The 14,044-nt window shown below is 45.3% G+C and carries 12 protein-coding genes; 10 read left to right on the forward strand and 2 right to left on the reverse strand.

Annotation, left to right across the window (positions count from 1 at the left end; translation table 11 throughout):
• The first annotated feature begins 3 nt into the window (after window positions 1–3).
• Genes sufD through sufB form a run of 4 tightly spaced genes read left to right on the forward strand, consistent with a single transcriptional unit; the run spans window position 4 to window position 4,449 of the window.
• Window positions 4–1,311 carry a Fe-S cluster assembly protein SufD gene (gene sufD, locus HMPREF3093_RS01670; protein ID WP_070755312.1) on the forward strand — a complete coding sequence of 436 codons (1,308 nt, stop codon included), beginning with the start codon at window positions 4–6 and terminating at the stop codon, window positions 1,309–1,311.
• A 29-nt stretch (window positions 1,312–1,340) separates the two neighbouring features.
• The gene (locus HMPREF3093_RS01675) at window positions 1,341–2,561 is read left to right on the forward strand and encodes a SufS family cysteine desulfurase (RefSeq protein ID WP_070755313.1); all 1,221 of its coding nucleotides are present in this window, start codon (window positions 1,341–1,343) and stop codon (window positions 2,559–2,561) included.
• Window positions 2,558–3,049: a Fe-S cluster assembly sulfur transfer protein SufU gene (gene sufU / locus HMPREF3093_RS01680; protein WP_070755314.1), complete on the forward strand. Its 492-nt coding sequence runs from the start codon at window positions 2,558–2,560 to the stop codon at window positions 3,047–3,049. The genes HMPREF3093_RS01675 and sufU overlap by 4 nt, the downstream gene beginning before the upstream one ends.
• A gap of 5 nt (window positions 3,050–3,054) precedes the next feature.
• Window positions 3,055–4,449 (forward strand): Fe-S cluster assembly protein SufB, encoded by a 1,395-nt coding sequence (sufB, locus tag HMPREF3093_RS01685; RefSeq protein WP_070755315.1) that lies wholly within the window; start codon window positions 3,055–3,057, stop codon window positions 4,447–4,449.
• 124 nt (window positions 4,450–4,573) lie between these two features.
• On the opposite strand, the gene HMPREF3093_RS01690 is transcribed toward sufB, so the two are convergent.
• Window positions 4,574–5,143: a hypothetical protein gene (locus tag HMPREF3093_RS01690; RefSeq protein ID WP_070755316.1), complete on the reverse strand. Its 570-nt coding sequence runs from the start codon at window positions 5,141–5,143 to the stop codon at window positions 4,574–4,576.
• Window positions 5,144–5,160: 17 nt separating this feature from the next.
• On the reverse strand, window positions 5,161–5,748 hold the full coding sequence (locus HMPREF3093_RS01695; protein ID WP_070755317.1) for a hypothetical protein: 588 nt from the start codon (window positions 5,746–5,748) through the stop codon (window positions 5,161–5,163).
• A gap of 347 nt (window positions 5,749–6,095) precedes the next feature.
• Here HMPREF3093_RS01695 and HMPREF3093_RS01700 point away from each other — a divergent pair, with 347 nt between their 5' ends.
• From HMPREF3093_RS01700 to murA, 6 genes are all read left to right on the forward strand, one after another.
• Window positions 6,096–7,856, forward strand: a complete 1,761-nt coding sequence (locus HMPREF3093_RS01700; protein ID WP_070755318.1) for a DUF1002 domain-containing protein — start codon at window positions 6,096–6,098, stop codon at window positions 7,854–7,856.
• A gap of 197 nt (window positions 7,857–8,053) precedes the next feature.
• Entirely contained in the window at window positions 8,054–9,772 is a 1,719-nt protein-coding gene (locus tag HMPREF3093_RS01705) for a septation ring formation regulator EzrA (protein ID WP_070755319.1), read from the forward strand.
• An 80-nt stretch (window positions 9,773–9,852) separates the two neighbouring features.
• Window positions 9,853–11,004: a cysteine desulfurase family protein gene (locus HMPREF3093_RS01710; protein ID WP_070755320.1), complete on the forward strand. Its 1,152-nt coding sequence runs from the start codon at window positions 9,853–9,855 to the stop codon at window positions 11,002–11,004.
• Complete coding sequence (gene thiI, locus HMPREF3093_RS01715) at window positions 11,001–12,215, forward strand: tRNA uracil 4-sulfurtransferase ThiI (protein ID WP_070755321.1); 1,215 nt, start codon at window positions 11,001–11,003, stop codon at window positions 12,213–12,215. The genes HMPREF3093_RS01710 and thiI overlap by 4 nt, the downstream gene beginning before the upstream one ends.
• A 232-nt stretch (window positions 12,216–12,447) precedes the next feature.
• Window positions 12,448–12,681: a DUF1146 family protein gene (locus HMPREF3093_RS01720; protein ID WP_023390954.1), complete on the forward strand. Its 234-nt coding sequence runs from the start codon at window positions 12,448–12,450 to the stop codon at window positions 12,679–12,681.
• Between the two features lie 61 nt (window positions 12,682–12,742).
• Window positions 12,743–14,044 carry a UDP-N-acetylglucosamine 1-carboxyvinyltransferase gene (murA, locus tag HMPREF3093_RS01725; RefSeq protein ID WP_070755322.1) on the forward strand — a complete coding sequence of 434 codons (1,302 nt, stop codon included), beginning with the start codon at window positions 12,743–12,745 and terminating at the stop codon, window positions 14,042–14,044.

Below are 14,044 nucleotides of genomic sequence, written 5' to 3' on the forward strand. Positions count from 1 at the left end.
AGCATGACTAGCAAACATTATTTAGACCAGATGCAGGCTTTGGCTACTTTTGCCACCCTGCCTGACTGGTTCCGCGCTATTCAAAATCAAGCCCATTCAGTCTGGCAGGATTTGCAGTTACCAGTGATTGAGCGGGTTAAGTATCATCGTTGGCCCCTCCTATCCCAAGAAGTAGTAGCGCCACAAACCTTAGAGGAACCGCTACTCTATGGTCTAGATGCAGCTTTGGCTGAGCAAGATCACCTGAGTGGGCAGATTGTGCATGTGGGTAATCATACTCTGGTAGAAAGTTTGGACCAAGACCTAGTTGATAAAGGGGTAATTGTGACTGATTTGTTCCAAGCTCTTGCTGACTATCCTGACTTGGTTAAGGAACATCTCTTTTCGGTGATTGGCGCCCATGAAGACCAAATTGAAGCCTATCATACGGCCTTCATGAATGGGGGGATCTTCATCTATGTGCCAAGAAATGTAGCTGTGACTTTGCCGCTTGAAGTTCTCTTGGTTCAAGACAGTCGCTATGATCAAGCCTTCAACAAGCATGTCCTGATTGTGCTTGAACAGGGGGCAAGTTTAGATTATGTGGAGCGCATAGAAACTTATGGTGATAAACCAAACTCTGCCACCTATTTCGTTGAAGTGGTCGTTAAGGCTGGCGCTCAGATTAAGTATTCAGCAGTCGATACCCTAGGGGCCAAAAGCCATGCCTACATTAAGCGTTATGCCCAAACGGCGCGCGATGCTAAAATTGATTGGGCTATCGGTGAACTTAATGACGGTAATGTCATCTTAGACTTAGATACCTACCTCAACGGTGATGGTTCTGAATCACAAGTGCAGATTGTTGGTATTTCAACTGGCAAGCAAATCCAAGGCATTGATTCTAAGGTGGTCAATCGCGGTAATCATTCTGTCGGGAATATTCTCCAACATGGAGTTATCTTGGACCGGGCAACCTTGACCTTCAACGGGATTGGGCTGATTGAAAAATACGCCAAGGGTGCTGACGCTCAGCAGGAAAGCCGAGTGCTCATGTTATCTGAGAAGGCTCGAGGCGATGCCAACCCTATCCTTTTAATTGAAGAATTTGAAGTGACTGCAGGACACGCGGCTTCTGTAGGGCAAGTAGATGAAGAACAACTTTATTATCTGATGAGCCGTGGCTTAAGCCGTGAAGCTGCTGAGTATTTAGTAGTACGTGGTTTCTTAGGCCCAGTTATTGTGCAAATGCCTTCGGCAGAAATCAGACGACAGTTAGTAGAAATTATAGACCGTAAATTAAGTGGTTTAGAAGGTAGCCAGGAAGATTAAGACTATTAAACGCGAAAGGAGACAGTATGATGCCAGAAAAGATTACTAGCCCATCACCATGGGCTAAGGACTTTCCCATACTCAAGCAAAAGGTCCATGGCCAAGACTTGATTTATTTTGATAATGCGGCGACTAGTCAGAAGCCACAGCTTGTCTTGGATCGCTTGGCTGATTACTATCTCCAAGACAATGCCAATATCCATCGTGGGGTCCATAGCCTGGCCAACCGAGCCACTCAAGACTATGAAGCAGCCCGCCAGAGAGTAGCTGACTTCATGGGTGCCAAGCCGCAAGAAATTATTTTTACCAGTGGGACTACTGCGGGTTTGAATTTTCTGGCAGACCGTTGGATAGGACCAAGTTTACAGCCAGGAGACCAAATTGGGCTGACTTATTTGGAACATCATTCCAATCTAGTGCCGTGGCAAGCGCTAGCCCAAGAGCGGGGTGCTACCCTCTCTTATCTACCTCTGACGGAGGATCATTACTTGGATTTAGTGGCCCTAGAAGCGAGTGACTGGTCCAAGCTCAAGGTCATTACCATCCACCATGTTTCCAATGTCTTGGGTATTTCTCAGGATATAGCTGCTTTAACAGCCTGGGCTAAACCACGAGGCATTAAGGTCATCGTTGATGGTGCCCAGGCGGTTGCCCATTTTCCAGTAGATGTAGAAAGCCTAGGAGTCGATGCCTACTGTTGGAGTGGCCATAAACTCTACGGCCCGACTGGAATTGGCATTTGCTACCTCAAGCAAGAACATCATGACACTTGCCAGCCATTTTTCTATGGCGGTGAAATGGTCCATCAAGTAGGAGATTACCAAACAGACTACGCGGTCGCCCCACAGAAATTCGAAGGGGGGACGCCGCCTATTGCTCAAGCCATTGGCTTGGCAGCTGCCATTGAATGGCTGTCTACTATCGGATGGCGGGATATTGAGACCCATGAGAGTCATCTGACGCTAGAACTAGTAAGAGGCTTACAGGCTATTCCGGATCTGGAAGTTTATGGTCATGGTCATGGTATTGTGACCTTCAATATTGTGGGTGTCCATCCCCATGATGCGGCGACGGCCTATGATTTAGAAGGCATTGCCCTGCGAGCAGGCCACCATTGTGCCCAGCCTTTGATGCGCCGCTTAGGTCAGACGGCGACTTTGCGGGCCAGTCTGGCGCTCTATAATGATGCGCAAGAGGTCGCACGTTTTATCGAAGTTACCAAAGCAGTGAAGGAGTTTTTCTGTCCATGAGTTTAAATCAATTAAATCAACTCTATCGCCAAGTCATTTTGGATCATGGGCAACATCCCCGTCATTTTGGTAAGTTGGACCATGCCGATCAGGAAGTGGAGCTATTCAATCCTACTTGTGGTGATGCAATCGTCTTGTACCTGAAAATTGAAGATGACCGCATCCTTGATTTGGCCTTTAGTGGCCAAGGCTGTACCATTAGTATGGCTTCTGCCAGTATGATGTGCGAGGCTCTGTTGGGCAAGCCAAAGGATCAAGCCCTAGCCATGATTGCGACTTTTCAGGCCTTGGTTGGTGGACCAGGACAAGTGGACGAGTCTTGGGAGCAAGCGCTAGGTGATGCGGCCCTCTTAGAAGGCGTTAAGGCCTTTCCTGCCCGTTATAAGTGTGCCATCCTGGCCTGGAAAGCCCTAGGACTGGGATTAGATCAAGATACAAGCTTGGATGAGGGCTTAAGCCGCCATAACCAAGCACAAGAAAGTGAGTGAAGATAATGAGTGACGTACCTGTTGTTAACGACTATGCCTATGGCTTCCACGATGATGCCGAAATTATCTTTTCTACGGGTAAGGGTCTGAGTGAAGAGGTTATTCGGACTATTTCCAAGGAAAAAGGGGAGCCTGAATGGATGTTAGACTACCGTCTGCGTTCACTTAAGGTCTTCCTTGATAGTAAGTTGCCTGACTGGGGGCCTGACCTGTCAGCACTAGATTTTGATGATATTATTTATTACCAGAAGGCCATGGATCGTCCGGCCCGTTCCTGGGATGATGTACCTGATGAGATTAAGGAGACCTTTGAGCGAATTGGGATTCCTCAGGCTGAACGCGAGTATCTAGCGGGTGCTGCGGTTCAATATGAATCGGAAGCAGTTTACCACAATATGAAGGCCGAGTTTGAAAAATTAGGTATTGTCTTTACTGACACGGACTCTGGCTTACGAGAATATCCTGAGCTCTTCAAGGAACATTTTGGGACAGTGGTGCCTCCAACTGATAACTTTGAGGCCGCGCTCAATAGTGCCGCTTGGAGTGGGGGGACCTTTATCTATGTTCCAAAAGGGGTCAAGTGTGATATTCCACTTCAAACCTATTTCCGAATTAATAATGAGGGGACAGGACAGTTTGAGCGGACCCTAATTATTGTGGACGAGGGCGCCAGCATCCACTATGTGGAAGGCTGTACGGCACCAACCTATTCAACTGCCTCGCTTCATGCCGCCATTGTGGAAATTATTGTCAAAAAAGACGCCTATTGCCGTTATACCACCATTCAAAACTGGTCTAACAACGTCTATAACCTAGTGACCAAGCGGGCCCATGCCCATGCGGGGGCAACTATGGAGTGGATTGATGGCAACTTAGGAGCTCATACAACCATGAAGTATCCAAGTGTCTATCTTCAAGGAGAAGGGGCGCGGGGTACCATGCTTTCCATTGCCTTTGCCGGTAAGAACCAAAAGCAAGACACGGGTGCTAAGATGATTCATAATGCCCCCAACACCTCTAGTTCCATTGTGTCTAAATCCATCGCCAAGGATGGGGGAGAGGTTAACTACCGCGGGCAAGTGACCTTTGCTAAGAATTCCAAGCGTTCCATCTCGCATATTGAATGTGACACCATTATTATGGATCAGGCTTCAAAATCGGATACCATTCCGTTCAATGAGATTCATAATGGGCAAGTCTCCTTGGAGCACGAAGCCAAAGTCTCCAAGATTTCAGAGGAACAACTTTTCTACTTGATGAGTCGAGGGCTGTCTGAATCCGAAGCGACGGAAATGATTATTATGGGCTTTGTCGAGCCTTTTACCAAGGAATTACCGATGGAATATGCGGTTGAGCTCAACCGCCTCATTAGTTATGAAATGGAAGGGTCTGTCGGCTAGACCGGGGCTATCAATATAAGTTAAAAACACCTCGTGACTTGGGCACTAGCCTGAGTCACGAGGTGTTTTATAAATAAATCCTCATTGGCTATGTCGCGCTAGCCGATGAGGATTATTGAGTGAATTATTTTGGTGTCCAGGATTTAAGAATTTCCTCTAAGGCATCCATGTCTTGAGGTGCCCCTTCGACCGCTAAGTAGTAGACTGAATCAGGATCGGACTCTGTGGTGAAGTAAACGAGACGTAAGGATTTCTCTTGAAATTGTACTTCAACTCCGACAGCGTCTTTATAGCTAGATGGGTAATTCTTAGCAGCGCTTAAGGTGAGCTTTTCATGGGATGGGATGGTGGCAAAGGTAGCCATGTGATCGGTCGCATAAGGATATGGTTTAGGTAGTTTACTGAAGACTGGATGATTTTCGATGCCTTGATAAGCTGGCAACTTATTTAATGTGACTACTGTAAAGGCATCTTTAGAAGACCACTGGAGCTGGGTGGGTGAGTGTTCTCCGAGTTCAGTAAATTTGACAAAGTCTGAAGGAATCATGACATAGCCTAGTGAGTCGCTGCCGACTTTCTGACTTAAATCGAGTGTAGTAGTTTGACTACTAGAGGATTCTTCGGCCAAAATGGTCTGGGGTGCAAGCACGACCAAGCTAGCCAAAAGGCATAAAAAGGTTAAAAATCGTTTCATTGTATGGCTCCTCCTTCTTAAGGTTTCTTACTTGACCAGGTTTTAGCAATGTCACCAAATGAAGAAAGACTATCTGCATTAGGGCCGTCCATACCAATTAGGTAGACATAGTTGCTATCATTTTTATCGGTGAAATAGACACTGCCAATAGCACTGGAATCCTTATAGCTAACTAGGTAGTAGCCATCAGGTAGGTTGTCGAAGCCTGCAGGTCCAGATTGAAAGGTAAGTTCTTTATCAGGTAAGCGATAAACAACTTCTTTCATGATAATCCAAGCTGGAAGAGTTAGCTTAGCCAAGGACTGAGGCTTACTTTGAATATAATCTGTCGCATTCAGTCTCATTAAGCTAATCGATGTATTGGTGGATTTATTGACGAATGACAGACCGCCAGTGTTTTGGTCACCAGTTTCGTTCGCTTCGTAGCCCTCGGGAAGGGTTAAGTAGCCAACCGTATCGTTGCCGACAACTTGTGTGCCAGCCGTTGCTGTGCTTGAAGTTTGACTAGATGTGCTAGTGTTAGACTCAGCGAGAATGGCGACAGGCTGCCAGAGGGTGGTGGCTAGCAGTCCTAAGGCTACAAGCCGACTGAGTTTTTTATTCATGAAAATCATCCTTTCATTGTCAGAGGGAGAGCCTCTTAACTTAGGGGCATTCTGTAGAGATGCCACTTATACTGATAGTATAGCACTTATACTAGGGGCATTCAAGAAAGGCTAGTTTCAGAAAAAATACTTAAGATAGGGATTTGATGATAGTTAAGGGCGGAGACAGAGGACGGTTTTAAGCATTTTTTGTTTCTTCTAGGACCGAATGATTTGTGAATGTTTAAGGCTAAATGTTAAGAAACCTTGAAATTTGAAAGACAAATATGGTAATTCTACGTACTATGACAAGCAGTGTGTTACAATATACTTAGACCAAATTCTCTAGATTTAGGAGTGAGGAAACTATGAAGAAATCAACTAAATGGCTCGTTGCCTTAATGGCAGCTCTTGCTGTGGCACCTAACGTGGCCTATTTAAGCCAACCGACATCAGAACTAGTTTCTGCGGTAGAACAAGCTCAACAACAAAAACTATTGTCTCTGGGGGCATCGTTGAACCCTCAACAACAAGAACAAACCAAGAACCTCTTGGGTGCTAAGGACTTTAGCGCAGCCAATACGCTCATGGTAGACGGTAATACCATCAACCAATATCTACATGATGGCTCTAACGCAAGTACTACTGTTTATTCCAGTGCTTATATTGAACAACAAGCGGCTGGTTATGGGGTACAAGTTCAAATTGTGACACCACAAAACATCACTTTAGTCAGCGCTACGACTTATCAGAACGCAGCTATTACGTCTGGTGCAAAGGATGTACTGATTCGTATTGCTACCGTTAGTCCTGTAACGGGTGAGGGCGCATTGGCAGGGGTCTATGCCTTGCTTGCTAAGTCAGGTGTTAAAGTAGATGAGAAAGCTGTTAAGGTAGCTGAGAAAGAAATCAAAGTAGTCGAAGTTGTCAAGAAAGAAGATAAATTAGACGATACCAAGGCTAACCAAATCATCTCTGAAATCAAAAAAGAAGTCACCAACCAACAAGCCAACCAAGGGGTAAACGTGGATACCCAAGTGGCACAAACCATTGTTAACCAAGTAATCAATAACACCACTGTTAACAACAATACGACAATCAATAACAACACCACTAACAATAACACGACCGTTAACATTTCTGACTCAACTAAGGAAGAGTTAGTAAAACTAGCGGAAGAATATGCTAAGACAGAAGCAGCTAAGTCTAAAGATACCATCCAACAATTAGAGAAATCGGTAGACAACAGCCTCAATGCGCCTTGGAAGGAAGTCCTCAACAGCTTAGACGAAGCTAGCTCGCCAAGTAAGGAAGAAATCTTAAATGCGGAACGCAAAGACTACTCTGATCAAGCTGTTTACAACCCAATTCTGCCTGCAATGTTCAAGAAATTCTATGAACGTGTGCAAAATGGCGAACCAGTGTATGACATTTACTCTCATACCTTCATCCTGGAAAAATTCTTGCCAGATATGAAGCCTGAAGAGAAACAAGCCCTCAACCAATTGCGGGTTTACCTCTATCAATACACCAATACTTTGGACAGGGATCGTAAGGAAGCTTTGGGTAACGACTACACCAGTGTTAAACAACGTTGGACTGCTCAACTCAATGCAGCTGAAGCGGTGGGTAACCAAGCAGAGCTTAAGAGCCTAACAGACAAGTTTGCCCTAGCAACGGGTTATGCTAATGAAGTATATGCTTACGAATTCGTTCAAGATGGTAGCAAGATTACTGCCTTACCTCGAGTGGACTTAGTGACCCATGTGTCAACAGCTGATCACCTTTTCTATGATACTGCGACTGGTCAAGTCAGCATGGGGATTGAGCCAAATGTGACGCCTGTAGCCAATGGACTCTTTAGCTTCCAAAATGCTTACGGTGTTGACGTTAAGCCAAGCGCTGATTTAACGATTGACTTACCAAAAGACTTCAAGATTCCAGGCTATAGTGGTGACAATCAACCTAATAGCTCTAACAATCAAGAGTCTCAAGCTCCAAATCAAAATTCAGGTGATGCTTCAACGCCTCCTGCTAGTCAAGATCAAAACCAACCTGCCCCAACTCAACCAGGAACTGAGTCAGGTGAAGCAAGCCAACCTGCTAATAATAGCCAAAATCCGCAATAGGGTAATAGCTAACCCTCGGCACGCCTCATGGCGTGCCGAGGGTCTTTTGATTTGTTAGATATTTCAATTGTTACATTTAATGCTCAAATCTAACTTTTTGCTTTATAATCCCCACTATTAGTGGTATAATCGAAAATGATTATTTAGGCATTTTTCTCGTCAAGGCCTAAAAATGGACATAAGGAGGAGCGAACACATTGCAATTTACAGGTATATTACTATTAATTATTTTGGTTTGTGTGCTTGGTTACTTTGCCTATTACTTCTACCGAAATAAAAATACGCAAAGCATCCGAGAACTTGAAGCAAGAAAAGAGGATATGATGGCGATACCGATTGCCAATCAACTCTTCCTCCTTAAGAATATGAGCCTATCGGGTCAAACAAAACGTAAGTACGAGAGCTTGGTTAACCAGTGGCAATCCATTACCAACTTCCAGTTTGTAGAGATTGAATCTGCCCTAGTTGGGGCCCAACAATATGCAGATCAACTTAATTTTGTGCGGACTGGGCGAACCATTGCTCAAGCACGTCAGTTGATTGAAGAAACCATGCTTAAGGTGCAAGATCTCCATCAAGACTTGACTGACCTCTTGCAAGTGGAAGTTGACAACAATGAGTTGAATGCTGCTTTACATGAGCGTTATAATTCAGCACGCAAGAATGTCATGAACCACAGCTTTGATTACGGTCCTGCCATTGAGACCTTGGAGAAAAACCTCCAGTATTTGGAACTCAACTTCACTAAGTACAATGAGTACACTGAAAATGGGGATCATCTAGAAGCGCGTGATATGCTCAAGACCATTGATGCAGACATGACTAGCCTAGAAGACATCTTAGAACGTATCCCGTCGATGTACGACAAGATTAAGAATGAATACGAAGACTCCCTAGATGACTTGCGTGAAGGCTACCAGAAGATGGTAGACAGTCGCTTTGACTTTGATGGCGTAGCCATTCTAGAGAAAGTGGACGAAATTCAAGAAAAATTGAACGATGCCAAGAATGAAATCAAGAATGCCGACTTATCAGAAGCTAAGACTCTGATGGATAAGGCAGAACGTGATATCAAGTCGCTCTATGATTTGATGGAAACTGAAATTGAAGCCAAAGACTATGTCAACAAGAACATCCAAAGTCTTCGCCGCAAAATTGATGAAGTGGCTGAAAATGGGCGTTATGCTGGCATTGAAGTAGACCGTATCGCGCAAAGCTATATTCTCCATGAGAATGAAGTGGATCAAATTGCTGATTTAAGCGATCAAATCCGCCATGAATATAACCGCTTCAAAGACTTGGTGGCTGAGACTGAAGGGTCTGCAGTGGTTTATACTCAAGCTGAAGGTCGCATTAAGAAAATTCGCAAGCGTATCGAAGAAATTGATGAGCAAGTATTGGCAATTACCAACAAAATCGCTCAACTCAACACGCGCGAGAAGGATGCCAAGACTAACTTGGATGACTATGAATTAGCTCTACGCAATATTAAGCGTCGGATTGAGAAAAGTCATCTGCCTGGTCTCAGTGATTCCTTCTACGAACAGTTCTATCGTGTAACGGATCAAGTGGAGCACTTGGCTAAGCAACTCAACCGAGTACGTATTGATATGGATGAAATTGAAAGCTTAGAAGATGAGTTAGAGCGTCACCTTGCTGCACTGGAAGAAATGACGGAGTCAGTGGTAGACAGTGCTATGTTGACCGAATACATGATTCAACAGAGCAACCGATTCCGCTATGACTATCCTGAAGTGGATGCAGCAATCAAAGAGGCTCAGTATCTCTTCCATCGGGAGTTTAAGTATCAAGAAGCCTTAGCGATTATTGAGAAAACCCTGAGACGACTTGACCCAGATGCGCCGACTCAAGTACGTCGCATGTACCACCAAGAAAAGCGGAGCACTCAATTTTAGGATTGCTAAGTGCTAGATAGTTTAGAAACAAAAGGCCCAAGACACGTGTTGTCGGGCCTTTTTGCAAGAGGAGGAAAGTGATGATTTATCTGGATAACGCCGCAACTACCCGGATTCATCCCCAAGTCTTGGCTACCTATAGCCAGGTGGCTCAAGAATTTTTTGCTAATCCGTCGAGTGCTCATGGCCTAGGTCGTAAGAGTCGACAACTTTTGGAACAGGCTCGAGCCCAAGTTGGTCAACTATTAGGTTATCATCCGCAGGAAATCTACTTTACTAGTTCAGGCACTGAGGCCAATAACTGGGTCTTCCAACGGATTGTAAGCCAGGCCCACAAACGTCGGCCTGAGGCTAGTTTGGTTCTAGTCAGTCCTTTTGAGCATCCTGCAGTTTTAAGCCAAAGAGACTATATCGAAAGCCAAGGTCTGACTTGGGACACTTTGCCAGTGACTGACCAAGGGCAAGTAGATTTGGAAGCTTTCCAGGCTAAGTTAGGACCAGAAGTTTTGCTAGTTTCCACCATGGCTGTCAATAATGAGATGGGGGCTTGCCAGCCTTTGGACCAGATGGCGCAAATCTTAGCAGACTATCCAAATATTGTCTGGCACGTCGATGGGGTTCAGTCGGTTACGACCGAATTGTCCCGGATTCAGCAGGACAGAATTGATTGTTTAAGCTTGTCTAGCCACAAATTTCATGCGCCACGCGGAGTGGGGATTTTGGCCTGCCGCCAACGCGTGGATTTGGTTCCCCTAATGACAGGGGGAGGCCAGGAGCAGGGGCAAAGATCTGGGACTGAGAACCTAGCCGCCATTGTGGCTACTGCTAAGGCCCTACGTCTAGCCCATGGAGAACAAGGTCAGACACGTTCGCGGCTTAAGGCCTATAGCCAGCAACTAGCCCAAGCCTTAAGCGCGCAAGGTTGGGTTATCTTTGCCCAAGAAACGGCAGCGCCTCATATTTTGTGCGCAGCTCTTCCAGGAATTCCTGGCGAGGTCCTGCTCAATGCCTTCGAGACCCAAGGTATCTATGTGTCAACTACCAGTGCTTGTTCCAGTCGAGTAAAATCTGACCATCACAGTTTGGCGGCAATGGGCGTACCCCAAAACTTAGCACAATCCGCCTTGCGCTTTAGCCTAGCAGCGGATACCAGTGACCAAGATATTGAAAAATGTCTAGTAGCCATTCCAAAAATTAGCCAACAATTTGAGAAAACACGAGGAAAATCATGAGTCAAAAACAAATTCTCATTCATTATGGCGAACTCTCAACTAAGGGTCGCAATAAAAAAATGTTTATTAATAAATTAGCTGAGCATATCCGTTACCGTACCCAGGATTTAGAGCGAATTAAGATTGTGCCTGAATACGACTTTATGCATTTGATATGGCAAGAAACGCCTTACCAAACAGTGATTGAACGGCTTGAGATAGTACCAGGTATTTCGCGCTTCGAGCCAGTCTATCGCGTGGACAAGGATCTGGACGCAATCAAAGCTCAAGCGCTGGCCTTGTTTGAAGAAGTGAAGCCATCTGCTGGCAGTTCTTTTAGAGTCTTAGCCAAACGTTCTGATAAGACCTTTGCCTACGACACCATGGACTTACAGAGAGAAGTGGGAACTTGCCTAGGTTTAGCTTATCCAGATTTGCAAGTAGACTTCAAGACCCCAGATTACAAATTAACTATCAGTATCCAAAAGGCTGGCGCCTACCTAAGCCTCTTGTCCTACAAAGGGGTAGGGGGATTACCTTGTGGAGCTAGCGGTCGCGCCTTACTCATGCTGTCCGGGGGTATTGATTCTCCTGTGGCAGGCTATCAGATGATGAAGCGTGGTTTGGAGATTGAAGCAGTTCATTTTGCCAGTCCACCTTATACGGGCCCGCAAGCTCTGGAAAAGACCAAAAAATTAACGGCTCAATTGGCTCAATATGGTCGAAGCTTGACTTATCATTGTGTGCCTTTTACTGAAATTCAAGAAGAAATTAAGGATAAGGTTCACGATGATTTTTCCATGACCATTATGCGCCGTATGATGCTTCGGGTCATGGAGGCGCTAGTGAATCGTCAACAAGCTGATGCTATTGTGACGGGAGAATCCTTAGGGCAAGTGGCCTCTCAGACACTGAAGAGTATGCGGGCAATCAACCAAGTGACCTCTGTTCCGATTTTGCGGCCTTTAATTGCGATAGACAAGAACGATATTATCGCGCAGGCGGAAGCCATTGGGACCTATGAGATTTCCAATGAGCCTTTTGAAGATTGCTGTACGGTCTTTGCCCCTAAATCACCACGTACTAAGCCAAAATTGACGTCTGTAATGGAGTTAGAAGCGCTCTTAGATGTAGAAGGTTTAGTTGCTCGCGCTGTTGAGGGCACTCAAACGGAGATCATTGGCGCGGATTACGGTAAGTTAAGTAGTCCGGATTTTAGTCACTTACTATAGTTTGTTTGATTTCAGCCTGGAGGTCTTGGACTTTCAGGCTGTGATTTTTATCTCTATGACACAAAGTGGGAATGTAAAGGGAAAGAAAACTTGTCCGTCTAGCTTTCAGTGACCCCAAAATGCCCTTAAGAAATGGGTCAGAATCATGACAAATTCAAGATAAGGAGATTAACTATTTCTTTTTCCCTCGAACTTATGTTATCATAGTCTTGGACTTGAAGGAGTGATAGACATGCAGACGAGTGTATATGGTATGGCAGTACTATGTCTCCGTCTCATCATCCTAGGGATGAGTCTCCTCATTTTCCGGGGTGTGAACTGGAATCAGCTCATGCGCCAGAATGCTAAGCAAGGGGCCTATGCTGTTTATGTCATGGTCAGCCTTGCAGTGGGGCACTTAGTCGGGTCGTTTATGATTGAAATGACGGAATCCTTACAGAACTTATTGTTAGGTTTCCTTAAATAAGAGAGTGTATCCCTATTTGTTCGCTCCAAAACGAATAGGCGTAAGAATAGGAGAATTTTTGATGGAAGAGATTATTGTTCAAGGTGGTAATCGATTAGAAGGTGTAGTCAAAGTTGAAGGAGCTAAAAATGCGGTCTTGCCAATCTTGGCGGCGGCTATTTTAGCAGAAACAGGCAAGGTTAATTTGTCTAATGTACCTGTCTTATCAGATGTCTTTACCCTTAACAACTTACTGACGGCAATTAACGTAAGCAATGAATTTGATCAAGAAAACAATGAAATGACTTTAGACGCAACCGGTCCTGTGTCAACCACAGCTGATTATGACTTTGTCAGCAAGATGCGGGCATCGATTGTTGTGATGGGGCCACTCTTGGCTCGCTTTGGTCATGCACGAGTGGCGATGCCAGGTGGCTGTGCCATCGGGACTCGTCCTATTGACCTCCATCTCAAGGGCTTTGAAGCTCTGGGGGCAAAAATTACACGCGCAGCAGGCTATGTCGAAGCACAGGCTGATAAGTTAGTGGGTGCGCGTATCTACTTGGACTTCCCAAGTGTGGGCGCGACTGAAAATATCATGATGGCGGCTGTCTTGGCAGAAGGCACTACTATTTTAGAAAACGTAGCGCGTGAGCCAGAAATTGTGGATTTAGCTAACTTCTTAAACCGTATGGGAGCCGATATTGTCGGCGCTGGGACGGAAACAATTAAGATTCATGGGGTCAAAGCCCTACATGGCACCTCCCATGATGTGATTCCAGACCGAATTGAAGCAGGTACCTTTATGGTGGCAGCTGCTGTGACCCAAGGCGATGTCTTAGTTGAAGGGGCTGTGTCAGAACACAACATGCCATTGATTAGTAAATTACGTGAAATGGGCGTTGTATTCCACGAGTATCAAAATGGACTGCGGGTTATTGGGCCTAAGACCTTGCAACCAACAGATGTTAAGACCTTACCATATCCTGGTTTTCCAACCGATATGCAGGCACAAATGTCGATTGCCCAACTCTTAGCTGAAGGTTCAAGCTCCTTGACCGAAACAGTCTTCGAGAATCGCTTTATGCACTTTGAAGAGTTGCGCCGGATGAATGCCCACTTTACCATTGATCGCCAAAATGTGGTCATGGAAGGTCCTACCCAATTCTATGGTGCTAGCGTCAAGGCCACCGATTTACGCGCAGCTGCAGCCTTAATTATTGCAGGTTTGACAGCTGAAGGGGTAACCCGCGTTTCTGAATTGAAGTATCTAGATCGTGGCTACTTCCGATTCCATGAGAAACTCAAAGCCTTAGGTGCTAATATTGACCGAGTTAATAGTGCTCAAGTAGCAACGCCACAAAAGACTACGACTCTTGCATAG

The sequence above is a fragment of the Abiotrophia sp. HMSC24B09 genome (assembly GCF_001815865.1).
In the GTDB taxonomy this organism is placed as follows: Bacteria; Bacillota; Bacilli; order Lactobacillales; family Aerococcaceae; genus Abiotrophia.